The sequence below is a fragment of the Trichocoleus sp. FACHB-591 genome (genome assembly GCF_014695845.1).
Lineage (GTDB): Bacteria > Cyanobacteriota > Cyanobacteriia > FACHB-46 > FACHB-46 > Trichocoleus.
This window is the reverse complement of sequence record NZ_JACJPA010000121.1, coordinates 237,900-262,409: the sequence shown is the minus strand read 5'-3', so window position 1 is coordinate 262,409 and position 24,510 is coordinate 237,900. Positions and strand designations below refer to the sequence as shown.

The window sequence follows — 24,510 nt, the reverse complement described above, 5'->3', positions numbered from 1 at the left end:
TTTTATTCAATTGCAAAAATTATCGGTATTACAGGAGGCAATTAATTTGGGTCAGTCTTATAAAGTCGCTATTTTGGGAGCAACGGGTGCAGTTGGGACAGAACTCATTGAGTTGTTGCAAAGTCGCCAATTTCCAGTTTCCGAGCTGAAGCTACTGGCTTCTCCTCGGTCGGCTGGACGCACCCTCACCTTTCAAGGCGAAGAATTACCCATCGAAGCCGTCGGCGAAAACTCATTTGCCAATGTAGATTTAGTTCTAGCTTCCGCTGGAGGTTCGATCTCTAAAGCTTGGGCACCCAAGGCAGTGGCAGCAGGAGCAGTCGTGATTGACAACTCCAGTGCTTTTCGCATGGACCCTCAAGTGCCATTGGTCGTTCCAGAGGTTAATCCGGACGCTGCTGCTAGGCACCAAGGCATCATTGCCAACCCCAACTGCACTACTATCTTGATGTCAGTTGCCATTTGGCCATTGCACCAAATTCAACCCATTAAACGGATTGTGGCAGCTACTTATCAATCTGCCAGTGGCGCGGGTGCACGGGCAATGGAAGAAGTTAAAACTCAAGCCAAAGCAATCTTGCAAGGTGAAACTCCTACTAGTGAAGTTTTTCCTTACCCGCTAGCTTTTAACTTATTCCCGCACAACTCTAAGCTGACTGATCAGGGTTACTGCGAAGAAGAGTTGAAGATGGTGCATGAAACTCGCAAAATCTTTGGTGCTCCTGATCTCAGAATCACGGCAACTTGCATACGGGTTCCCGTACTCCGGGCTCACTCGGAAGCGATTAACCTAGAGTTTGATGCACCTTTTGATGTGGCTCAGGCTAGAGAATTGTTGAGCCAAGCGCCTGGGGTCAAATTAGTTGAAGATTGGCAAGCTAATTATTTCCCGATGCCCATTGAAGCGAGTGGCTGTGACGAAGTTTTGGTGGGTCGAATCCGTCAAGACCTGTCTCATCCCTGTGGATTAGAGCTTTGGTTGAGCGGAGACCAGATTCGCAAAGGAGCAGCTCTCAACGCAGTGCAAATTGCTGAATTACTGGTTGCAAGAAATCTGCTTCAGCCTGCGGCTCCTGCCTTAGCAACTTGATGAGGACAACTGCTGACTCACAGCTAAAAATTTCTGACCTATTCATCATGAGGAGAAGTTGAAAGAGCGTGGTAGATTTTGGACGCGTTCTCACTGCGATGCTCACGCCATTTAAAGCAGATGGCACTGTTAATTATTCTGTTGCAGAGCAACTAGCAGCTTATCTAGCCGATAATGGAACAGATACGCTGGTTGTGTGTGGCACTACAGGCGAATCTCCGACTCTCAGTTGGGATGAGGAGTACGAGCTGTTTCAGGTAGTGCAAAAGGCAGTCGCAGGCAAAGCTAAGGTAATGGCAGGCACTGGCTCGAATTCTTCCCAAGAAGCGATCGCTGCCACCCAAAAAGCCGAGAAGCTAGGCTTAGACGGGTCTTTGCAGGTTGTGCCTTACTACAATAAGCCACCCCAAGAAGGCCTCTACCAACACTTTAAGGCGATCGCACAAGCAAGTCCTGATCTACCTTTAATGCTTTATAACGTGCCAGGTCGGACGGGCCAGAACCTACAACCCGAAACCGTAGCTCGCTTAGCTGACATTCCTAATATTGTGGCAATCAAGGAAGCCAGTGGTAACGTAGATCAAGCCAGTCAAATTCGACGATTGACCCCTCCAGAATTTACAATGTATGCAGGGGATGACTCCTTGACCTTACCTTTGCTCGCTGTAGGAGCTAGAGGTGTTATCAGTGTTGCCAGCCATATCGTTGGCCCAGAACTGCAACAAATGATTCAAGCGTTTGAACAAGGACAAGTTCAGGCAGCCACACAAATTCACCTGCGCCTCTTTCCTTTATTTAAGGCTTTGTTTTTGACGACAAATCCAATTCCTGTCAAGGCAGCTATGAAACTTCGAGGTTGGGAGGTAGGCCCTTCCCGGCTACCGCTCTGTGATCCACCTACCGATGTTGTCGCAGCCTTGAAGACCGTTCTCGCTGAGTTGGCTTTGCTCTAGCACCTTGGCTGAGCTGAGTAGGGCGAGCGCCCTGAAGTTTCTAGACAACTAAATATTCTAACCACACCCTCTCTGAATCACTGTAGTTCTAGCAAATGTCTTGATATTCCATTACTCCCTTTGAGCAAGGCTATTTCTTGACAAACATTTGATTCTAGAAAAGTTTTTGACCCGCCATGAGCCTCCAGTGCAGTTAGCCATTTTTTCGACTTTGCACCGCTTTACTGGCCTATTCATCAACTCTTTTGCCTTGACTACACATTCGTAAAAAACTTGTACTAAGGATACACATGACTCAAACTCAATCAGCTCCTGCTCTCAAAGTTATTCCTTTAGGTGGCCTCCATGAAATTGGCAAAAACACCTGTGTTTTTGAAATCAATGATGAGATTCTGCTGCTAGACGCTGGATTGGCTTTCCCGACCGATGGCATGCATGGTGTCAACATCGTTTTGCCCGACACCACTTATCTGCGGGAAAATCGCCACAAAATTAAAGGCATGATCGTAACTCACGGTCACGAAGATCACATTGGCGGTATTGCCTTTCACCTCAAGCAGTTTGACATCCCTGTCATTTACGGCCCTCGCCTAGCCATGGCTTTGCTAGAAGGTAAGTTAGAAGAAGCAGGAGTCGCCGACAGAACTGAATTGCGTACCGTTCGTCCTAGAGATATGGTGCGGATCGGTTCGTCCTTCTTTGTAGAATTTATTCGCAACACCCACTCGATCGCCGACAGCTATACCGTAGCCCTACACACCCCTGTAGGTGTAGTGATTCACACAGGTGACTTCAAATTTGACCACACACCCGTAGACGGTGAGCATTTTGATATCCAAAAGCTAGCTGAGCATGGTGAGAAGGGCGTTCTTTGTCTGATCAGCGACTCTACCAACTCTGAGGTGCCTGGATTCACAGCTTCTGAGCGCTCTGTCTTCCCAAACTTAGATCGCGTTTTCAGCCAAGCAGAAGGACGCTTACTTGTTACTACCTTTGCTTCGTCTGTGCATCGCATCAACATGATTTTGGAGTTGGCCAAGAAACGTAACCGCTTTGTTTCGGTGATTGGCCGTTCCATGCTGAACGTGATTGCTCATGCGCGGAATTTGGGTTACATCAAGTGTGAAGATAGTTTGTTCAAGCCGCTTCAAGAAATCCGACATTTGCCTCCCGAGCAAGTACTGATCTTGACAACCGGGTCTCAAGGCGAACCCATGTCTGCCATGACTCGAATTGCTAACGGCGAACATAACCAAATCAAGGTGCGCCCCGGCGATACGATTGTGTTCTCTGCCAACCCCATCCCTGGCAACACGATCGCCGTGGTTAACACGATTGATAAGTTGATGATTCAGGGGGCCAAGGTGATCTATGGTCGCGAGCAGGGGATTCATGTCTCTGGTCATGGTTGCCAAGAAGACCAGAAACTAATGATTGCCCTAACTCGGCCTAAGTTCTTCTTGCCCGTACATGGCGAGCACCGGATGCTAGTTAAGCATTCTCAAACGGCTCAAAGCATGGGCATTCCCGCCGAAAATATGGTCATCATCAATAACGGTGATGTGGTTGAAGTGGCTCCGGATAGCATTCAAGTTGCGGGCAAGGTACCTTCTGGGATTGAGCTAGTGGATCGGGCTGGAGTCGTCAATGCAAACGTCCTCCAAGAGCGTCAGCACCTAGCTGAAGATGGTGTTGTCACCGTGGCTGCCACAGTCGGTTGGGACGGCAAATTGTTAACTCAGCCGGAAGTACATCTGCGCGGCGTAGTCACTACCCTGGAGCGATCGCTGCTGCAAAAGCTGATTAACCGAGCCATTGAGAGCGTGTTGAGCGATCGCTGGCGGGAATTTGTGCAGTCTCTAGAAGACGATCAAATTGAAGTGGATTGGGTAGGGTTACAAGCGCAGATTGAGTCAGCCGTACAGCGACTGCTGCGACGTGAGTTGCAAAGCAAGCCACTTTTGGTCTTCCTGATGCAAAATCCTGAGAAGCCACCCGCAAAAGTGACCACAAATCGTCGGCGCTCCACTGCCAAAGTAGCTTCCTAGAGGCTGACCGTTATTTTGCGGGCGGGCGGCTGAGTCGTAGCACTGCATAAAACTACAATTGCAAACCTAAGTAGAGATAGGCGAGGAACGTGCTTCCCCTATCTCTTTCTTTATGGCAGTCCATTTTGGTGATGACCGTCATAGGCATATCCTTACGGAAGTCACTGAACTAGAGAGAGGACATTCACAAAACTTCCGTGAAATCGCTCACTCAGGATTGTCCGGATCTTAGACACAATAGCAGTGTTGGAATAGATGAAAGCCCAACTTCAGTTAAGCGCTCCTTCAGTTTTCTCAAAGTCTACTCAACCATTTCCCAGCCGATCCGATATTTCCCGTTGAGGGGCTGTAGCTGCAAGCAGGGTTCCATACCATCTACTAATTCACAGGAAAGGCAGTATGAATACTTCTGAATGCACATCCGAAAATTTGGCCCTGGTTAGCTGGACTTGGCTCTCCTCCAGTCAAGACTCTGAAATGACAGCAAGCCCTCTACATCCCCCTGCAAAAGCTAAATTTGATTTTTGGCAACCTATGCGTCAATGGCTAGAGCAAGTCGAAGTTGCGACTCCAGGTCTAGCTCATCGGCTTTGCCAACTTATTCCTTCTCAGTGCCCCTTTGAGCGTGACGTTAAACTGTTTGGTCGCACTTTGTTTCACATTCCTCCCATGTGCAAACTCAATCCTTTATACGAAGAAGTGGTAGGTCTACGGTTCCGAGCGCTTTGCTACTTGGCAGACAAATGTGGTGAAGATGTAACGCGCTACTGTTAGTCATCCAGTAGGCAGTCGAGCGATCGCAGCCCTTCCGCAAAGAATTAGAGCTGCTGCATCCACTCAACGCTAATTGTTTATATAGGGTTGTCGTCCAATTAGAACCTTGGCTGCAAGAAGAGCCGAAACGATTTTGAGACAGAGATACCCAAGTCTCATTTAATCCATAGATTTAACTAGTTGATTCTTTAGACCGCTGCAAAAGATCAACACCGAAATCTAAAAATCCATTAGACTTTGCGTCATCACAGAATAGTCTGCAATAAGCTATTGAGTTAGCTAAGTAAAGCCTTACGTTTTTGTTTATTTAAGTCTTTCCTAAACCTAAATATCTTAGTTCTCATTAATTTTACTCTAATAGCTAAAAATCTCAATTCATAAAGCTAGCTCAACTATTTTCAGTTAACCTCACTCATTTCATACAGCCTGAATTGAAGTCAGGTTCAATAGCTGAAGCTGCCACAAGCATTGCAGAGTAAATATTTAAAGCTTCGTAACGCTCAAAATTATTAGGTACTCTCAGAGGAGTAAATTTTAGTTTCACTGTCTTGCTTCTAGAATCGGGGACGCTATATTGATAAGTGAAGCAATTAAGCTTCCCTGGCAGATTTAACAGCCAAGTGTCCATTCAGCAAGAGGTAAAAAGCGCTGTTTTTACAAAGTCTGTCTCGCATCGTCGCAACAGCACTCAAGTGTGATACTGATACTTCCTCATCAATTGGCTAATTGGGAGCTCTGTCGTTGATTGTGAATTAATTCAATCAAAGCAACTCTGCCCATGATCGATGAACCAGGGGAAGTTACTCAGTGAAGGCTTGGGTGTTGTTGTCGTTTAAACTTTCTGTTATTGTCGTTATCTTTATAGAAATTTCAGCCAATAGGTAAACGCGTATCATGGCCATTATTGCCCTGAAAGCCTGGTACCTCCAGCAGTATGAGCCGATTCGAGAACTGGAGAAACGTCCCCATGATTTACGCCTAAGTAAAAATAGCCTACTGAAATCTGGTTTGCGAGCTGACTTTTTAGAAGATTCTGAAGAAGTAAAGCGCTCTGCTTGGTTTCAGCGCTACCTAGAAGGGGAAACCATCGAGTTTTATATCGAGGGGAGTGGTGGCTACGCGATCTCGAATATTGATCTAATTAGTCACGAAATTTACTTCACCAAGCAAGAAGTGATGGCTCATCTGGAGCCAACCATTTTTCTCTGCTACCAAACCGAGTACAACCAATCCAGTGATGTCTTGAGAGACGCACTCCAAGACCTAATTGAAAAACTAAATCGGCGATCGCGCTTACCCCTGAGTTTAGAAGAGTCCCATCGCCTGACAGAAGGACCAGTGCGGCTCAGCAGTACTTTGATGCGGAAAATTCGCCAGAGCTTGCTTTTTGTCGCTGATAGCACTCCCATCACTAAAATTAGCGCTGAACCACCGCAGTTGATTCCGAGCCCTAAGGTTTGTGTTGAGGTTGGTTATGCCCTGCAAAGCAAGCGCACCGAACAGATCCTTTTGGCTCAAATGGACCGCTCCGATTTGCCAGGGCAGTTTCCCTTCGATTTACCCAGCCAGAACCGCTTAGTGTTTAAGGACGCTAAAGACTTAAGCAAAGCTTTACCCAGCTTGGTAGAAACTCAATTACAGCGATTCAGCTTGCTCTCGTAAATCTAGCTTTCTAACAAGTCTTCGCAAGGAATTGTCGATTTTCGCCGATTCAGAGCCCATAATAATGTCGGTGTATTCAGGATAGTTTCGACAGTATGCCTAGAACCCCGAATGAGTTCATTGTTCACCTCCTATTTGATGGAGGCCATCGGGAAGAAGTCCGTTTCCCTACCATTCAAGAATTCCAAAAGTGGTACAGCGGTGAGCTAGTGCCCAAATCCTCGTCTGATGACTTCATCAGTGTTCCGATCAAAAATATTCAGGGCGAGTACATGGTGGCCCGACCCTCGCGGATTATAGCGATTCGAGTGGAACCGGTGTTCAATTCTAGCGTCGAGCGATACTAGCTCCTTAGATTCTTTATTCCACTCAACCAAAGTATGTCTGGCTTTGCTAAGGCTCAAAGATGGCTTGCTGCCGTTGCTCTCAGTTTTGGAGTTACGCTCACAGCAACTCATCAGCCTATTTTTGCAGTTCAACCCCTGCAACCTGTTACTTCATCTGTTTCGCTACCGACCTCCCTCGGGCTTGACGACAAAATCTGGCCTCAAGCAGGCCAGCCGGGGGATCGGGCAGCTTTATTAGCGGCGATCGACCATAGTTTAACCTATCTCCAAACTCCTAAAGCAGCGACAGATTATCAGAAGCATTCGGTGCCTGGAATTAGCCGCGATCGCGTGCGTCGCAGTCTAGTTAGATTTCGTCAGTTGGTGACAAAGTCGCGCTCTGCGGCAGAGCTAAAGGCAGCCGTGCAGCGGGAGTTTGTTTTGTATCGAGCCGTGGGCAAAGACAACCAAGGCACTGTTGCCTATACAGGTTACTTTGAGCCTACTTATACTGCTAGCCGTGTCCGTACGGCTGAATATCGCTATCCTCTATTTCGGGTACCGCCCGGTTTAGCTGAGTGGTCTAAACCTCAGCCAACTAGGGCTCGATTGGAAGGAAAGGATGGGCTTCAATTTGCCAAGGGGCCGCTGAAGAATCTGGAGTTGGTTTGGTTGCGCGATCGCCTAGAAGCATTTCTGATTCAAGTGCAAGGTTCGGCTCGCCTGCAAATGACGGACGGCAGCACAATGACCGTTGGCTTTGCGGGCAAGACCAATCATCCTTACACCGGAGTTGGCCGCGAGTTAGTCAAAGATGGCAAGATGCGTCTGGAAGACCTAACACTGCCTAATTTGCTGGAATACTTTCATCAGCATCCTGAAGACCTCGACGTTTATTTGCCACGCAACCGCAGTTTCGTGTTCTTTCGAGAAACCTATGGTGCAGCGGCAACTGGTAGTTTAGGCGTGCCCGTAACGGCTGAGCGATCGATCGCAACCGACAAATCTCTCATGCCACCTGGCGCTTTAGCTTTGATTGACACCCCGCTGCCCCAGCCAAGTGCGGCTGGCAAATTAGAACAACGCCCCGTGAGCCGCTACGTCTTGGATCAAGATACGGGAAGCGCCATTAAAGGCCCAGGACGAGTTGATATTTTCATGGGTACAGGGGTGAAGGCAGGCGATCGCGCGGGCCTGACAAATTCAACGGGTCAACTCTACTATCTATTACTGAAGCAGTAACCCTATTTCTACCTACCCCTGTTGAGGTTGTACCCTGTCTATAGAAGCGTCTCACATTCAAAGATAGGCAAACGAACTACCCAGCTCTACATTGCCATTGCTATAAGACCCTTCCCTTAAATCAGTAAGGCGTCTAGACAGAGACCAAAGCCTGCAACAGTAGCGCCTATGGAAGCATCCTTTGAAATTACACTGCTGATGATCATTACAGTCATCGCAGGCATTAGTGCTCAGGTAATTGCCGAATTTTGCAAGGTGCCGAGCATTGTTTTCTTGCTCCTCTTTGGCATTCTGCTGGGCTCTGATGGTTTCAATATCTTGCACCCAAATTTGCTGGGTACCGGGTTAGAAGTGATTGTCTCCCTCTTCGTAGCGCTGATTTTGTTTGAAGGGGGACTCAATCTAGAACTCGGAGAGCTGGGTCGAGTTTCCGGGAGCCTCCGCAACCTAGTGACAATCGGCACTCTGATTACCTTAGTGGGTGGTGGCATTGCGGCCTATTGGCTGAGTGAATTTCCTTGGCCGATCGCGTTTCTTTATGCCTCCCTCGTGGTCGTTACTGGACCCACTGTCATTAGCCCCCTGCTGAAGCAAGTACAGGTTGATCGTCAGGTGGCAGCCTTGCTGGAAGGCGAAGGCGTCCTGATCGATCCGGTGGGAGCTATTTTGGCTGTGGTAGTGCTCAACATCATTCTCAACGGTGATGCCGACCCAGTTTTAGTATTTAGTGGCTTAATGCTCCGACTGGGCATTGGCGGTGGAATTGGGTTGGTGGGGGGTCTCTCGCTAGGCTTTGTGATTAAACGAGCCCGCTTCTTATCAGATGATCTCAAAAACTTAATCGTTTTAGCGGGGCTCTGGGGCTTGTTTGGCTTGGCTCAAATGCTCCGAAGTGAGTCAGGCTTGATGGCAACGGTGGCGGCTGGAATGATGTTGCGAGCATCCTCACTGCCGGAAGAGCGCTTGATTCGACGCTTCAAAGGACAGTTGACCACACTGGCAGTTTCGGTTTTATTTATTCTGCTCTCAGCGGATCTTTCGATCGCTAGTATTTTCGCTTTAGGTCCAGGTGGGGTACTCACAGTCTTAGTCTTGATGTTCATCGTCCGCCCCCTCAACATCTGGCTCTGTACCTCTTGGAGCAGCAACCTGAACTGGCGACAAAAGCTATTTTTGTGTTGGGTGGCTCCTAGAGGTATTGTGTCCGCTTCGGTTGCTTCCTTGTTTTCTATTTTGCTGACCGAACGCGGGATTAATGGTGGAGATGCAATTAAAGCTTTGGTCTTTCTGACAATCCTCATGACCGTTTTTGTCCAAGGCCTATCTGCGGGTTGGGTCGCTCGCTGGTTAGGGATTACCTCTACTCAAGCGACAGGTGCGGTCATTATTGGCTGTAGTCCTCTCAGCCGTCTTCTGGCACGCTTATTTGATGAATGCGGGGAAACTGTAGTCCTGATTGACACAGATCCTGAAGCCTGTCGTTTAGCGGCAGAAGAAAATGTGCGGGTTTTTGTCAGCAGCGGCTTAGATGCTGGGGTCTTAGAAGAAGCAGGACTAGGCTCAGTTGGCACCTTTCTTGCCATGACCAACAACGGTGAAGTGAATGTGGTGCTAGCGCAACGAGCCGCCGAAGAATTTCATCCACCTCGCGTTCTAGCTGTTTTCCCGCGCGATCCTCAAGCGAGTGCTGTGAATAAGAGCCATAAAGTGCATCAAGCTTTTGTTCCAGAGCTCCCCATCAAAGCTTGGAACGACTATTTGAGCAGCGGTGCCGTCAAGCTGGGCGAGACGATGCTGCGGGATGAGGGTTTTGCTTTTCAGCAGGCTCATCTGCAAGCTTTGATTCGCTCCGGTGAGCTGATTCCACTACTCCTAGAGCGCGATGACCGTTTGCAAATTATGCCTGCCCAGGAAGAGTGGGAAGCGGGCGATCGCATTATTTATCTATTACATGACCCTCGGCCTACCCTGCTAAAGTTGCTATCTGGCACCACCCAGCCTCGCCTCACCTTGGAGAAATTAGCCGCAGTAGAAGAAGTTCCGATTCCCGAACCTGCCTTAGAAGCTCCTGTCTTGGTAGAAGCCCAAGTAACGCCTAGGGAGACAGAAGTTGTACCACCTTCTATCTCAAGTTAGGTGAGATTAGGTGAGAGGTTTAACTTTTAGGACAATTCCGCATCTAGATTGGTACTTCCAACATCAGCCTGCTTAGCTTCTTTTTCTTGAAATAACAAGCTGACTAGGTGAATTATCGCGAGCAAAACGGCTCCAATGGCCAGCAAGTAGCTGTGCAAAGTGTAAAGATGCTCTACCGTAACTGTGCTGACTGAACCACCTGTCAAAATTTCGCGTAAGGCAGGTCCAATTAAGGGGATAGCTTGGATGGTTTCTAATTCAATTTTGAAGCGCCAATAACCAAGTTGGCTCCAGCTCAAGATCATAGCGGTCCAGCCTAAAGCGATCGCGGTCAAAGTCAGTAAAATACCGCTAATCCAAGCTGTTAACCAACTGGAGCGAAAACGCTCTCCGAGAAACATCACCACAATTTGGATGAGAGAAATAGCAATGAGGCCATTGCCAGCCACGCTGTGCAGGTTTTGAATTAACCAACCATTCGTGACTTCAGTATTAATCAGTCGCAAGGACTCGTAAGCACCGCCCGCTGTAGGTTCGTAATAGAACGCAAGCAAAATTCCTGTGATCGCTGCTATGAGACTCAAAGTCAAAACAGCTACAGCCAAAACCGTAGCGAGTCGCCGCCAAACTACCGCGTACTGCACGTTTTTCATGGCTCGTTAATGTGTAGTTTTGTTAACTCTTAAATTAACAAAGGATGCCAGAATCAGCCACTCTATCGCAGGTTGCAGAACTGGAAAATTCTTTGGATCTCAGGACTTATCGCCGCGTGCAACCTAGCCCGTCATCAACTAAGCGCAAGTAACGAGCAGCGAATATGTCAGACTCAAAAGAGACTATTGCAAAGGATGAATTGGTGACTGCTGCATTCGCAAACTCAACTAAACCTGCGATCGCCGAAATTGGAACCTTGTATGGCATTGGCGTAGGTACAGGCGATCCAGAACTTCTCACGCTCAAAGGGCTACGCCTACTAAAGCAAGCATCAGTCGTTGCTTTTCCGGCAGGAGTAAAAGGCAAACTCGGCATGGCTGAGCAGATTGTGGCTGAGTGGTTACAGCCCCATCAAGTGCGCCTAGCCCTAAATTTTCCTTATGTTCAAGATACAGACACGCTGACTCAAGCATGGCAGCAAGCCGCCAAGTCGGTTTGGCCCTATTTACAGCAAGGCCAGGATGTAGCCTTTGTTTCTGAGGGGGATGTCAGCTTTTTCAGCACTTTCACATATTTAGCCCAAAGCCTGCAACACCTCCACCCAGAAGCTAAGGTACAGACCATTCCAGGGATTTGTTCTCCCTTAGCTGCGGCGGCGACTTTAGGTATTCCTTTGACGATGCAAGCGCAGCGGCTCGTGGTGCTACCAGCGCTGTACCATGTATCAGAATTAGAAACCGCGCTGCAATGGGCAGATGTGGTGGTTTTAATGAAAGTTAGTTCTGTGTACGAACAGGTATGGGCCATTTTGCAGCAGCAGCAACTTTTAAATCGTAGTTATGTGGTTGAGCGAGCCACCTTGCCAGAGCAGGTAATTTATGCGAATCTGAGCGATCGCCCTAACCTCCAACTGTCTTACTTCTCACTGCTGATTGTGCAAGTTACAGCCCCTAGTCTTGTTGGTAGTTAATTCAGGTGGCGTAGGCAACTTTTAGCGCCACTATAATGTCTTCCCATACAGCCCATCGTGGGCCCATCGTGGTATTACGTGCAGTTTTAAGCCGCTCATCCTTACAATCATGAGCCAGTTAAAGTTTAAGGTCCTAAGGCTAAGATTTGAGTGCGTGCTTTTTTAGTACCAAACGAGATGTCGGTTGTTGATGCTTGAGCGGAGCGGATTGTCACGGTTATGTCTTACTGGTCCTTGATTAAGTCTCTGCCCGAAGTATTGCGCCAACCCAGCGGGATTGCAGCTATTGCTTCCGTCGGGGTTCACGGGCTGCTCTGGGTTGTTCTACCTGTTTTACCTCTATCCTCAAAAACCACCGAATCTGAGGCGCAAAGACCTGTAAAACTGGTGGAGCTGACGCCAGCAGAACAAGGCCGTTTACCCAGCTTTGCTACCCCCCAACTTTCCTTGCCTCCTCTGCCCAAGACCACAAACCTATTTCCATCCCTGCCGTCCCTACAGTCGTCTAACTCACTGCCTAGCTCTAGTTCGTCCCCGTATAATCTTCCCCTCTTCGCACCGCCCCCTTCAGGCTTTTCTTTTTCTCCGTCCGTGCCCCTACCCGCTCCTTTAGGGCTTCCCACGACTCAAATTCCCATTCCCGATGCGCCAGCCCCTAGAATCTCGGAACCCGCTCAATCTTCCAGACCTACGATCGCCTTTCAAGATCAACCGGGTCTAGATGCGATTCAGCAGAATTCTCAGGCTTTGCAATCCCAAAATCTACCTCAACTGCCACAGCTAGAAGCCAGCGCTCCTGAGACAATCAATTTCCCACCCACAGACCTTAGCCCCTCTGAGCCAGTAACTCCACAGCCCCAGCCTCCTAGCAACTCACCAGAACAAACCACTCCTCCAGCTACGACTCAAGCTTTGCCTCCAGAGACAGAGCAGGCTGCTGCCCCAAACACACCTCCCTCCGCCCCTGGCCCCCGACCAGATAAAATTCCTGCTGAGGCGATCGCGAGACTGCGTGAAGCCCAACAACGCCAGCAAGAACTTTATGCTTACGACGCAACAGGTACCAGCAACGAGGAAGCCTCCGGTACTTTATCGGATTGGACTGAGGAAACCTCACAATCAACAGGGAAGGACTTTAAGCGTTTAGAGTTAAAACCGAGCTACCCGACAGCAGCCTGTCCCCGGAAATTAAACGGACAAGCGACGTTTGGCGTTGTCGTCGATGCTGATGGCAAAATTGTGGGTGAACTTGCTCGGATTCAAAGTGCTGGCTACCGACTGCTCAACCAAAAGGCCGAAGAAGCAGTCAGAGCCTACGAGTTTGAGGGAACAGGTGAGTCTCAGCCGTATTTAGTCAGCCTACCGTTTAACTACAGCAGTGATACTTGTGCTGATATCCCTTCAGAGGAAGCACCCCCTAGCTAAGTTTTTGTTTGAACTTGTGTAACAAATTTTGTAAGTTTGTTCCAGGTAGCTTAGGCTGCTTCAGCAGATATGGCTTTAGACCGTTCGTTTACAAAGCAATTAACCGCTGCGGCTGACCAACTGTTTCACTACTTGGAGCAGTTTAGTCAGGCGAAGGTTCTTGTGGTGGGAGATTTAACCCTAGACGAATTTCTCACAGGTCAAGTAGAGCGGATTTCTCGCGAAGCTCCGGTGCTGATTATTCGGCATGAAAATACCAGGCAAGTTCCGGGAGGCGGCGCGAACGCGGTCTATAACTTTGCTCAGTTGGGAGCCCAGGTCAAAGCGGTAGGGCTGATTGGCAAGGATGAGCAAGGACAGGTGATTCGCGAGATTTTCGCCAGTGCTGGGATTGATACTCAAGGAGTCTTAGTCGATGCCCAGCGTCCCACTGTGACTAAAACTCGCATTTCTGGGCATGCTCGTCAGTCAGTGACGCAGCAGATTGTGCGGGTCGATCGCAAATCGGATGAGCCACCAGACCTAGAGTTGCAGCTCCAATTAGCGCAGTATATTCAGCAACATCAAGACACCGTAGATGCAGTTGTTTGTTCAGATTACGGGGATGGCACTCTCACCCAATTGGTAACTGCCGCAGCTTTGCAGCATCCTTGCACGATTGTGGACACTCAGAAAGAACTGAACCGCTATCGAGGTGCCCTGTTGTTTACGCCCAACCTGCCGGAGGCGGAGCAAGCGGTTGGTTATGCGATCGCGACTCCCCAGGATTTGAGTCGAGCGGGACGTGATCTTTTAGACTTAACTGAGGCCCAAAATATTCTGATCACCCGTGGGGAAGCAGGTATGACCCTGTTTGAGCAATCAGGGGAGGAATCTCATATTCCTGCTTTTAACCGCACTGACGTATTTGATGTCACTGGGGCAGGCGATACTGTCGTAGCAGCTTTAACTCTGGGGTTAACTGCAGGAGCATCGGTATGGGAAGCCGCTGTTCTAGGTAACTTAGCAGCCAGCATTGTGGTGCGGCAGTTTGGAACTGCTACAACCACTACCTCTGAAATTAAACTAGCCTTACAAAATTTACTGAACTAAGTAACCTGGAGACAACAAGCGACATGACAGAGACAGGCAAAGGCACAGCAGACCAAAAATCTCAGCGCCGTCATCCCCGCCGCATCATCATCACGGGAGGAGCTGGGTTTATTGGCTCCAATTTTGTCCATTACTGGTGCGATCGCTATCCAGAAGATCGCGTGATTGTGCTGGATGCGCTGACCTATGCTGGCAATCTGCGGAACCTGGAAAGTTTAGAGGAGCGGCCTAATTTTCGCTTTGTTCAAGGAGACATCTGCGATCGCTTGTTGCTGGATGCTCTGCTGAAGCAAGAAAAAGTTGATGCGATCGCTCACCTCGCTGCCGAATCCCATGTCGATCGCTCGATTCTATCGCCTGGTGCTTTTGTCCGCACCAATGTTGTCGGCACTTTCACACTTCTAGAGGCGTTTCGTCACCATTGGGAAGCCCACCAAAAACCGAGCCACTATCGCTTCTTGCACGTCTCTACCGATGAAGTTTATGGCAGCTTAGGCTCTGACGATCCAGCCTTTAGCGAAACCACTCCCTACGCTCCAAACAGCCCTTACTCGGCTTCTAAAGCAGGGAGTGATCATTTCGCCCGCGCTTACTACCACACTTACAACCTGCCCACCCTCATTACTAACTGCTCCAACAATTACGGTCCTTACCACTTCCCAGAAAAGTTGATTCCTTTGATGTGTATCAACATTTTGCTGGGCAAGTCGTTACCTGTGTATGGTGATGGTCAAAACGTGCGTGACTGGCTTTACGTAGAAGACCATTGCCGCGCCTTAGACACCGTGATTCACCAAGGGCAGGTAGGAGAAACTTACAATATTGGCGGCAATAACGAAGTCAAAAATATTGACCTAGTTCACATGCTGTGCGACTTGATGGACGAGCTGGCCCCCGACTCACCTGTGCGTCCTTGCCATCAGCTGATTACGTATGTCAAAGACCGCCCAGGGCACGATCGCCGTTACGCCATTGATGCCAGCAAGATTAAAACCGAGCTGGGCTGGACTCCCCAAGAAACGGTTGCAGCAGGCTTACGCAAAACTGTGCAATGGTATTTAGACCACCCCAATTGGTGGCGACCTCTGCTCTCTGAGGAATATCAAGCCTATTACCGCAAGGTCTACGCCTAAACCTACTTGATAGCTGCGTAGACACAAAATTTTTGATCTATTGTAGGGGCACCCACAAGGGATGCCCTCAATGGTGAAAAGGCACCCACAACACATCCGCAACGGATGCCCCTACCAGGCGTTGACATGTAGGCGTTGAGGTTAAGTAACTGCTCCCAGGGGCCAAGTGGTCACAAGGAACACAATCACAGCTCCTAATGCCAGCAAACCTTGAATTAAGTTACCGATCAACGAACCGACAACAATCCCGATGCCAGCTTTGACAGCTACAACAAAATCTCGTCGATAAATCAACTCACCCACGATCGCGCCCAGTAAGGGACCAATCAAAATTCCCAACAATGGCCCACCAAAGGGCAGCGCTGGCAGCAAGCCAAAAAAGCCGAGCAGCAAGCCTACTACTGCACCAATCTGGCCCCACTTGCTGGCTCCAAAACGCTGGGCTCCCCAGAAGCTCGCCAGAAAATCTACACCCATGCTGACCACCAGCACCCCGATCGCCACCACTAGGGGAACGGTCACTGTACTAAATCCGTGGATAACGCCCCAGATAACGATGGCAGCCACAATCAAGCTGGTGCCTGGGATAGCTGGGACCACGGCCCCAATTACCCCAAGCACCATTACAGCTACAAGCAGCCAATAGAGTACGGTCATAGTTTAAGCGCGAGGTTGAGCAACTTCTAAATAGTGACGGATAAATGATGACTCAGAGTATTGTCTAGCTTGTCGGCGATCGCCTCCACCCAGTTTTCGTCCTGCTTGGTATAGCTGCGCGGAGCATTGGCGGCCAGGATCAAAGCTCCTTGATTGCCAATGGGTTGGCAAATAATACCTTGAGTATTTTCTGGCAAATAGTCAAACTCAATGCGTCCAGGATAAGCTTTTACATCGACTAAATAAACGGGTTTTTGCTTCTCTAAGACCCGTTGCAGAATCGGGCCTGGCTTCACCTCCGCATTGGTCGCCAAAATTCCTCGCCGCAGTAAGACGCGCCCCTGATACAACACCACCAGCGATCGCGTCACGGTATTAGTGAGCAAAATCTGAGAGGCCCAAGCCAGTTCTAGCCGCACCGCTTCTGGCAGATTTGAAGCTAGTTCGAGTCCTTCTTCACCGACTAACTTTACGGCATCGGGCGATCGCGGTTGAATGCGCTGCCACAGCAACCCAGTTAGAATCAGTAAGGCACTAAGAATGACGCCTAAAGCGTCAGAACGAGCTTGAGCATCCGTTAAATTGGGCGTAAGCAGGCGATTCACCAGCAGCAACGTCCCTGCCAAAGCGCCCACAACAATGGGTAAACGACGTAAAACTTGATTTTGGTCGGGTTTTGCCATGCCTTGGGGCCTGATTCTATCTATTCACCATCGTAATAGATAGAATGTTTCCGTCTTGGTTTTAGCTTCAGCCGTGTGGAGGCAAATCAGTAGTGCTGGAATTAGTCAGCTCTGGGTTGGTTTCGCTTTGGTTCAAAATGGCCCATGTGCCACAACCCATCAATCCCGATAGCTTGCTTGCGTCTTGGAATACACCTGGCCTAGTTTTTTCTGCCCAACCTGACCCAGCAGGCGAAGCAACTGTGAAACAGTATCTGCAAGGTCTGAGCGCCACAGGGCTGACTGAGACGACCCAAGGTGTTTGGGTGCAAGTGGGCTACAATCTGTTGGCCAATCACCAAGGAACGCAACCCCTACCTGCGGCCTCTTTAACCAAGGTCGCGACTTCTTTGGCAGCACTAGAAACTTGGGGGCCTGCCCACCAATTTGACACGTTGATCGGGGCCACGGGACCAATTCAGAACGGAGTGTTACAGGGAGACTTGGTAATTCAGGGCAATAACGACCCCTTCTTTGTTTGGGAAGAAGCGATCGCCCTCGGCAATACCCTGAACCGCATGGGCATTCGTCAAGTCACAGGCAGCCTAGTAATCACTGGCAACTTCGCCATGAACTATGAGACTGATCCCTTGCTAGCAGGAACGTTGCTAAAGCAAGGGTTAAATGCTCAACTGTGGTCTGAGGAAGCCAAGGCACAGCACCTCAACTTACCCAAAGGCACCCCTCAGCCTCAAGTCGCGATCGCGGGCGATGTGAAGGTCGCTACCTTGCCGATTCCTAAGCAAATTGCTTTGTTACGGCACCAATCTCTACCGCTTGCACAAATCCTCAAACAGATGAACATCTACAGCAACAATCCGATGGCTGAGATGTTAGCTGCTTCCGTGGGAGGAGCGCCTGTCGTTGCCGCTCAGGCTGCCAAAGCTGCGGGGGTGCCACAAGCAGAAATTCAACTGATTAATGGCTCTGGTTTGGGTCCAGAAAATCAAATTTCCCCACGGGCTGTTTGCGCCATGTTTATGGCGATTGAAAATTACTTGAAGCCTCAGCAGATGAGTGTAGCTGACTTGTTTCCCGTCTCTGGTCGCGACGGTGGTACGCTCGAAGACCGCAATATTCCTGTCGCCTCAGTCGTCAAAACGGGGACGCTTTGGGATGTGAGTACTCTGGCAGGAGCCTTACCTACTCGCGATCGCGGCTTAATTTGGTTTGCGATTTTGAATCGAGGCGAAGACCTAGATGGGTTGCGGAATCGCCAAGACCAACTGCTGCAAAATTTACTAGAGCAGTGGGGAGCCGATCAATCGGTTGTGGCTGAGATTGCTCCCAACAGCGCACCAGGCTCTAATACACCGCTCAATTTCTCAGCTCCAGCCTCCAGCAGTGAACCCGCCGCTACTCAGCTAATGGGAACTACAACTGCTCCTAGCAATCCCAAGGCAGCATCACCGACCCTGCACCAAAAGTTTCAACTAGGCGATGACAGGCGCAATCAAATTTTGTTTAAGGTCCAGGTTTGAGGTTCGAGCTTAGGGAATAATTTCCGTCACTACTCGTCCACCACTCACCACAATATTTTGGTCTTGCAAAGTTCCTGAAGCTTTGGGGCCTTTGAGGTTAAAGGGTGGATTCGCTTGGCTATAAACCACATTCCCTGTGGCTTCAATTTGCTGCGTCGGGATATACCAAGTGAGGTTGTCTGCTGCTAGTTGGGATTGGTTGCGCTGTCCGTTTCCTTGCACATTTCCCGTTAGGTAAAAAATTCGCGGCTCCAGATTACCACGTCCTTGATTGGCCGTGATAGCGACCAGTTGCTCCCGGTGCAACACATCAACTCGCTGGTCGGAAACTACTGTTTGGTCATTGAGGTTCCAAACTAGAGAATTGCTGGCAATTTCTAGTGGTGGGTCAGCCACAGACAGTTTAGCGTTCTGTTTCAGCGTCGCGACTTTGTTTTTTAGCTGCACTTCGGCTTGGTCGGCTACGGCGCGATCGCTCACGACAGTCCCCACATAGCGATCGATTTGGACTGGCTTATCAACCACTACTAACTGCTTAGCAATTTCCCAAATCAAATGCTCGCTCTTAAAGCCCATAGCAGGATCTTTAGACATAGCTGCTACCTGACCAAAAAACTCCATCCGCCGCGCCCGACTGTATACTTTGGCTTCTTTAGCCGTGGCTTGGAATTGGGGATGAGTGCCCGTGATGTTATTGCGAACTAGCAAAAGATCGATTTTGGGCTGCCATTCCAGCTCATTACCCTTAACGATCGCCCCACTTTGGATGTCAGTAGCGACAATTTGCCCTTTCAGCAGGATAGTTTGGCCGTCTTTTCGGACTTCGCCACTCTGAGCCTGAATTTTGTAGACCGCCTTGCCATCCTGAAACAACTCACCCGCAGGGCTTTGAACGTTAGCAATTTTTTGGTCTTTACTGTAGCGTGCTTGCTTGGCTTTGACTTTCCATAGCAACTGACCTTTTTCGTCTACCTGCTCTAGGGTGACATCATTAAACGTCAAGTTGTTATCAAAATTCTGCACCGCAGAACTATCTTGAGCCAGCTTATCAACCGTTTGGCTTTTCTTGGGTCCCCCACAAGCACTGAGACCCACCAGCAAGATCAACCACACAAGCTGCGAGGAGTAAATTGGGTGTCGGCGCAAGCTAGAGGGTCTCAAGCGAGGCAGCAGTGACATCAGCATTCTCAAAGTGTTCAATACCAGAATTGACTATACAGTAGGCTTCTGGTTCCACTCTAGACGCTGATGCACTTTTCTCGCGATCGCCTTTTAACAGCAGTAAAACGATGGCCTCATCCAAGATGGCCGTTTCTCAGCCATTAACACTGCGCCGAGTTGGCAGTTTCCCTACCGCTCCTCTGGCTCTTCAACGATGCTAATACCGGAGAGGGGCCGATAGGTATAGCTTTGGCGTGGTGTTTTTTGAATATCTTCCTTAATATTGTCCAGATCAATATAGCGATCCGACACATTGATCAAGCTATCACTGGTCATGGAGCGGAGGCTGACCACTTCAACCCGCACACCTCGGTAACTAACGGCATTAACCGCGTAGGCTAAGTCACCATCGCCACTCACCAAAACAGCCGTATCGTAGGAATCGACCAAGGCCATCATATCTACAGCAATTTCTACATCCAAATTGGCTTTTTTAGAGCCATCTGGCAGCTGCACCAAATCCTTAGAGATCACTCGGTAGCCATTGCGACGCATCCACAACAAAAAGCCTTGCTGTTTTTCGTTGGTGCGATCGACCCCTGTATAGAAAAATGACCGTAATAAGCGAGAACCCGCCGTCAGACGACAAAGCAGTTTGGTGTAATCAATTTCAATCCCTAACTGCAACGCGGCATAAAACAGATTAGAGCCATCAATAAAAATGGCCACTCGACCCCGATTCTCTAGAACTTGTTCTGGGGTGAATACAGTATTGCTTTCTAAATTGTTCAACATTGTTGTTATACCTCTTTTTTATTATGAAAAAAATTGATGTTTCATTAGTTCACCTATTGATGACCGTAGCACTGTTTGCTAACACTGTCTGCTTAGACTGACCTTAGATCACTGCTTCCGGAGCCTCTAAGCGTTGAAACACAGGTTTAGCGTCACCTAAGGATTGATTACCAGGTAGTATTCCCCAGGTAGCATGGGTCACAAACGGCAGCGAAACATCAATTAAACTTCGATCATTAAAATCTACAACAAACCCGAGCTGCTGGTAGATGGCACCACTGACATTCGGAATGATTGGCGACAAGAGATAAGCGGCAAGCCTGACCGATTCTAGAACTGAATAGAGTACTTGCTCGACTGCTTGTTGCTCTCCTCGCTTATAGAGACTCCAGGGAGCTTGTTCATCAATAAATTTGTTGCCCATTCTCACCAGAGCCAGAATGGCTTCACAGGCTTCACTGAATGCTAGGGCTTGGTAAGCTTGGGACGCGCGATCGCCTAGAGTTACGCCAATTGCCTTCAACGGATGATCAGCAGCAACCTCTGCGCCCACGACAGCGGGAATCTTGCCATCACAGTACTTATAGACCATCTTCAAGGTCCGATTTAGCAAGTTGCCTAAGTCGTTAGCCAAGTCAGCATTCAAAATATTGATGAAACGGGTTTCATTGAAGTCGCCATCTCGGCCAAACTCGATTTCCTTGAGGAAATAGTAACGCACTGCGTCTGAGCCATACCGATTAACCAAGGCCACTGGGTCGATCGTGTTGCCCAAGCTTTTGCCCATTTTTTGACCGTCTTTAGTCAAAAAGCCATGCCCAAACAAGCGCCCTGGTAAGGGTACCTCGGCTGACATCAGCATGGCAGGCCAATAAACTGCATGAAAGCGTAAGATATCCTTGCCAATCAAATGCAAATTGATCGGCCACCAATGGGCTAAGGCATTTTCTAGGGTGGGTTCGCTGTCCGGGTCCAGCAAAGCCGTTACATAACCTAATAAGGCATCAAACCACACATACAGGGTATGACCAGGATCGTTGGGTACCGGGAATCCCCAGTCTAAATTGACGCGAGAAATCGAAAAATCCTTTAGCCCTTGGCTCACGAAACTGAGCACTTCGTTACGGCGAATTTCTGGTTGAATAAAATTTGGTTGCTGTTGGTAAAGTTCTTCTAATTTGGTTTGATAGTTCGATAGCCGAAAGAAGTAATTTTGCTCGTCACGCCATTCAGTCTCGCGTTGGTGAATAGAACAACGATGACCTTCTAATAAATCTCGCTCTTCTTTGAATTCTTCGCAAGAAACACAGTACCAACCTTTCTGTTGGCCTAAATAGATGTCGCCGCGCTCCCACACCCGTTGGAAGAACTCTTTGACAATGGCGGCGTGGCGTGGGTCAGTGGTACGAATAAAGCGATCGCACTGAACATTGAGTTGCTGCCAGAGCTGAGAGAACCCAGCTGAAACTTCATCACAATGTGCTTGCGGCGATCGCCCTAGCGCTTCAGCCGTACGCTGGATTTTCTGCCCATGTTCATCAGTACCTGTAATTAGTAAAACTGATTTACCTTGCAATCTTTGAAAGCGCGCAATTACGTCTGCGGCGATCGTGGTGTAAGCGCTGCCAATATGCGGTAAATCATTTACATAATAAAGAGGTGTTGTAAGAGCAAATTTTTCTTTATTCGTATCGATAGAAATCATGGAAGAGAAAAATACAATACATTAAATCCGTTTTTAATCATACATGAGCACCTGCAAATAAGTCCTTTATCTGCTCTTTGATCTAGGCTAATTAGCTTTAATTAATAAGTCTAGAATCAAACAAAAATATAATTAAGGTGACAAAGCTGAAGTTACTTACTATCTTAACCGTAAACTTTACTTAAAAAAGGTTACAGAACCTTAAATCAATTGAAATAAAGCAGCTATACCTTGCCACTTTACGCGACAAGGAGTTCTAGCTCGTAAGCGGGTTAAGTTTTCAGTCTGCCTCGTTGGGTAGAAGCAGCAGGGCTAGCCGCAACTCTTTACTTAGCTAGACTCGTTAGTTTCTACTCTAAGACATGTGTCAAGCCGAGTAAAGCAATGTTAACACTGTCATTAAGTAAGGATTGAGGCGTTTATTTTCTCCAATGTCTTCAAATAGCCCACTGCAAATTTCTCGCTGGCTGCTAACTGCCTTAGGAACTCGCATGTTTCTCTACCATGAGAATTTGGTTCCTCGGAATAGCGCTGTCTTGGTAGTGAGCAACCACCGCAGTTTTATGGATGCTCCGATCCTGATGGCCGCAGTTAATCGCCCCATTCGGTTTGCCTGCCATCACTATATGGACCAAGTGCCAGTGATGCGGGAACTCGTCAAACTATTAGGCTGTTTTCCTTTAGATTCGCTGGAACATCGACAACAGAGTTTCTTTCGGCAGGCTAGTCAACTACTCCAGTCCCCTCAAATGATTGGGGTGTTTCCTGAAGGAGGAGAGCCTATGGTGCAAGCGACTCATCCTCAAAAAACTGGAGAGTTCCATCGAGGCTTTGCTCACCTGGCTTTGCGCGCTCCAATTCAGAATTTGGCCGTGTTGCCTGTCGCGATCGCCTCCTGCGAGGAAAGCAATGGTGCAGGGGTTCCGCTGAAATTATTAAGCCTGATCGATCCGTCAGAGCCTTTATTTGACCAAAATGGTTGGCATCCTTTGGTAATCTACCATCGGGTCAACGTCTTCATTGGTCGGCCACACTGGGTCAAAGCCTCTGAACGCCAACATTACCGCGGCAAGGATGCCAAAACAGTTGTCGCTGACTTAACCAACTACTGTCACGTCGAAATTGACCAGTTACTTGCTCAAGGTTGCTACTAAAGCCGCCTACCTGAGGCTGCTGCTCAACGCTCCAGCTGGAATTTACTAATTCTCATCTCCCTCAGAAAATGCAGGAAGTCAAGAGCCAAATCTGTTTTCTCACGCCCAGGCGGCTGAATCCTCACCATTCCCTGTTTGTGTTCCTACCGGGTATGGATGGGACTGGGCAACTTTTGCGATCGCAAACTTCAGGACTAGAGACCAGCTTTGATATCCGCTGCTTAGCCATTCCTCCCGATGATCTAACTAACTGGGATGTCTTAGCCACCAAAGTCATCAATTTGATTCAAGAAGAAATTGCCAAACAGGAGCAACCACGGGCGGTCTACCTCTGCGGTGAGTCCTTCGGTGGCTGTCTAGCGCTTCGAGTTGCCACTCAAGCTCCTCAACTCTTTGATCGGCTCGTGCTCGTCAATCCAGCTTCGTCCTTTAAACGGCGGCCTTGGATTCAGTGGGGTTCATCTTTGACTCGTTGGTTGCCAGAAACTTGGTACCAAATCTCATCGGTAGGATTGCTGCCGTTTCTAGCATCCTTTGGGCGCATACTACCGGAAGATCGCCAAGCGCTGCTCACGGCGGTGCAGTCAGTCCCGCAAAAAACTTCCATCTGGCGTCTCTCTCTGCTCAATGAGTTTGACATTGCCGATGACCAACTGCGTTGTCTCACACAACCTGTTTTACTCTTAGCCAGTGCCGCCGATCGCCTGCTACCTTCCTTAGCCGAGGCAGAGCGCTTAGCAGCAGTTTTGCCAAACGTCACAACGGTGGTTCTGCCCGATAGTGGTCACGCCTGCCTCTTAGAAGCAAATGTCAATCTTTACGAGATTATGCGTCAGCATAATTTTTTGATGTATCAAGACGACCTGACTTTACCAGCCTCTATTTCAGGTTTGGGTGTGCAGTCCTAACTTTTAAGCTAAAAATCTGGATCTGCTTGGCAGTAGACTGAAGTTCATATTATGCGAGGATTGAGGCAGGTTAGTCTGCTACTACCTCAACTAGGGTGTATTGCTAGACTTCAAAGCGCAAGCTCAAGTGTCGGTCATGGCGATCGCATCAACCTCTTAAAGCTTGGTGTGGCTCTCGAATTCACCTCATTCCTGAAGGGAGAAAATATTCATGAAACCAATTCACTTTTCGCCTAAAGTGCAATTTTTTGGTAAATCCCTTCTGGAAACCGCAAACTCTGCTCAACAGTCGCTAGAATGATGGAAACTCAGTGTTCCAGATCACTGGCCAGATTGCTGGTAAGAAGTTACGTTTGCCCCTCAGCAGCATTGACGGTTGAAACCATAATGTCTTTCAGCAGCTCCTCCACACTTCCCGGCAA

21 protein-coding genes are annotated in these 24,510 nt (G+C 48.7%); 15 read left to right on the top strand and 6 right to left on the bottom strand.

Translation table 11 applies throughout. The features are described 5' to 3' along the window. The first annotated feature begins 46 nt into the window (after window positions 1-46). The 8 genes from H6F90_RS28900 (at window position 47) to H6F90_RS28865 (ending at window position 10,231) form a co-directional block, all read left to right on the top strand. Window positions 47-1,090, top strand: coding sequence for an aspartate-semialdehyde dehydrogenase (locus H6F90_RS28900; RefSeq protein WP_190555386.1), 1,044 nt, complete (start codon window positions 47-49; stop codon window positions 1,088-1,090). A gap of 68 nt (window positions 1,091-1,158) precedes the next feature. Then, complete coding sequence (gene dapA, locus H6F90_RS28895) at window positions 1,159-2,043, top strand: 4-hydroxy-tetrahydrodipicolinate synthase (protein WP_190555385.1); 885 nt, start codon at window positions 1,159-1,161, stop codon at window positions 2,041-2,043. A gap of 290 nt (window positions 2,044-2,333) precedes the next feature. After that, window positions 2,334-4,091, top strand: coding sequence for a ribonuclease J (locus H6F90_RS28890; RefSeq protein WP_190555384.1), 1,758 nt, complete (start codon window positions 2,334-2,336; stop codon window positions 4,089-4,091). A 399-nt stretch (window positions 4,092-4,490) separates the two neighbouring features. Further along, complete coding sequence (locus H6F90_RS31670) at window positions 4,491-4,865, top strand: Mo-dependent nitrogenase C-terminal domain-containing protein (RefSeq protein WP_190555383.1); 375 nt, start codon at window positions 4,491-4,493, stop codon at window positions 4,863-4,865. A gap of 894 nt (window positions 4,866-5,759) precedes the next feature. Then, window positions 5,760-6,527, top strand: coding sequence for a hypothetical protein (locus H6F90_RS28880; RefSeq protein WP_190555382.1), 768 nt, complete (start codon window positions 5,760-5,762; stop codon window positions 6,525-6,527). Between the two features lie 95 nt (window positions 6,528-6,622). Then, window positions 6,623-6,874: a hypothetical protein gene (locus H6F90_RS28875; protein WP_190438355.1), complete on the top strand. Its 252-nt coding sequence runs from the start codon at window positions 6,623-6,625 to the stop codon at window positions 6,872-6,874. A gap of 33 nt (window positions 6,875-6,907) precedes the next feature. Next, window positions 6,908-8,095: a murein transglycosylase A gene (locus H6F90_RS28870; RefSeq protein WP_190555381.1), complete on the top strand. Its 1,188-nt coding sequence runs from the start codon at window positions 6,908-6,910 to the stop codon at window positions 8,093-8,095. A gap of 168 nt (window positions 8,096-8,263) precedes the next feature. Beyond that, the gene (locus H6F90_RS28865; protein ID WP_190555380.1) at window positions 8,264-10,231 is read left to right on the top strand and encodes a sodium:proton antiporter; all 1,968 of its coding nucleotides are present in this window, start codon (window positions 8,264-8,266) and stop codon (window positions 10,229-10,231) included. A gap of 26 nt (window positions 10,232-10,257) precedes the next feature. On the opposite strand, the gene H6F90_RS28860 is transcribed toward H6F90_RS28865, so the two are convergent. Beyond that, the gene (locus H6F90_RS28860) at window positions 10,258-10,884 is read right to left on the bottom strand and encodes a cytochrome b N-terminal domain-containing protein (RefSeq protein WP_190555379.1); all 627 of its coding nucleotides are present in this window, start codon (window positions 10,882-10,884) and stop codon (window positions 10,258-10,260) included. A gap of 164 nt (window positions 10,885-11,048) precedes the next feature. On the opposite strand from H6F90_RS28860, the gene H6F90_RS28855 reads away from it, so the two are divergent. The 4 genes from H6F90_RS28855 to rfbB all read left to right on the top strand — a co-directional run bounded on the left by H6F90_RS28855 (window position 11,049) and on the right by rfbB (window position 15,505). Next, window positions 11,049-11,855 (top strand): precorrin-2 C(20)-methyltransferase, encoded by an 807-nt coding sequence (locus tag H6F90_RS28855; protein WP_190555378.1) that lies wholly within the window; start codon window positions 11,049-11,051, stop codon window positions 11,853-11,855. A gap of 219 nt (window positions 11,856-12,074) precedes the next feature. After that, entirely contained in the window at window positions 12,075-13,280 is a 1,206-nt protein-coding gene (locus H6F90_RS28850) for an energy transducer TonB (protein ID WP_190555377.1), read from the top strand. Between the two features lie 69 nt (window positions 13,281-13,349). Then, window positions 13,350-14,372, top strand: a complete 1,023-nt coding sequence (rfaE1, locus tag H6F90_RS28845; RefSeq protein WP_190555376.1) for a D-glycero-beta-D-manno-heptose-7-phosphate kinase — start codon at window positions 13,350-13,352, stop codon at window positions 14,370-14,372. 23 nt (window positions 14,373-14,395) lie between these two features. Beyond that, on the top strand, window positions 14,396-15,505 hold the full coding sequence (gene rfbB / locus H6F90_RS28840) for a dTDP-glucose 4,6-dehydratase (RefSeq protein WP_190555375.1): 1,110 nt from the start codon (window positions 14,396-14,398) through the stop codon (window positions 15,503-15,505). Window positions 15,506-15,646: 141 nt separating this feature from the next. On the opposite strand, the gene H6F90_RS28835 is transcribed toward rfbB, so the two are convergent. After that, window positions 15,647-16,162 (bottom strand): DUF456 domain-containing protein, encoded by a 516-nt coding sequence (locus tag H6F90_RS28835; protein WP_190555374.1) that lies wholly within the window; start codon window positions 16,160-16,162, stop codon window positions 15,647-15,649. Window positions 16,163-16,188: 26 nt separating this feature from the next. Continuing rightward, window positions 16,189-16,845, bottom strand: coding sequence for a cofactor assembly of complex C subunit B (locus tag H6F90_RS28830; protein WP_190555373.1), 657 nt, complete (start codon window positions 16,843-16,845; stop codon window positions 16,189-16,191). 92 nt (window positions 16,846-16,937) lie between these two features. On the opposite strand from H6F90_RS28830, the gene H6F90_RS28825 reads away from it, so the two are divergent. Further along, entirely contained in the window at window positions 16,938-18,365 is a 1,428-nt protein-coding gene (locus H6F90_RS28825) for a D-alanyl-D-alanine carboxypeptidase (RefSeq protein ID WP_190555372.1), read from the top strand. A gap of 9 nt (window positions 18,366-18,374) precedes the next feature. On the opposite strand, the gene lptC is transcribed toward H6F90_RS28825, so the two are convergent. The 3 genes from lptC to metG form a co-directional block, all read right to left on the bottom strand. Further along, window positions 18,375-19,544 carry an LPS export ABC transporter periplasmic protein LptC gene (lptC, locus tag H6F90_RS28820; RefSeq protein ID WP_190555371.1) on the bottom strand — a complete coding sequence of 390 codons (1,170 nt, stop codon included), beginning with the start codon at window positions 19,542-19,544 and terminating at the stop codon, window positions 18,375-18,377. A gap of 171 nt (window positions 19,545-19,715) precedes the next feature. After that, window positions 19,716-20,321 (bottom strand): NYN domain-containing protein, encoded by a 606-nt coding sequence (locus H6F90_RS28815; protein WP_190438321.1) that lies wholly within the window; start codon window positions 20,319-20,321, stop codon window positions 19,716-19,718. A 103-nt stretch (window positions 20,322-20,424) separates the two neighbouring features. Beyond that, a complete protein-coding gene (gene metG, locus H6F90_RS28810) occupies window positions 20,425-22,026 on the bottom strand; it encodes a methionine--tRNA ligase (RefSeq protein ID WP_190555370.1) in 1,602 nt (533 codons plus the stop codon). 431 nt (window positions 22,027-22,457) lie between these two features. On the opposite strand from metG, the gene H6F90_RS28805 reads away from it, so the two are divergent. Both H6F90_RS28805 and H6F90_RS28800 read left to right on the top strand, forming a co-directional pair. After that, complete coding sequence (locus H6F90_RS28805; RefSeq protein WP_190555369.1) at window positions 22,458-23,180, top strand: 1-acyl-sn-glycerol-3-phosphate acyltransferase; 723 nt, start codon at window positions 22,458-22,460, stop codon at window positions 23,178-23,180. Between the two features lie 68 nt (window positions 23,181-23,248). Next, complete coding sequence (locus H6F90_RS28800; RefSeq protein ID WP_190555368.1) at window positions 23,249-24,088, top strand: alpha/beta fold hydrolase; 840 nt, start codon at window positions 23,249-23,251, stop codon at window positions 24,086-24,088. The last annotated feature ends 422 nt before the right edge of the window (window positions 24,089-24,510 follow it).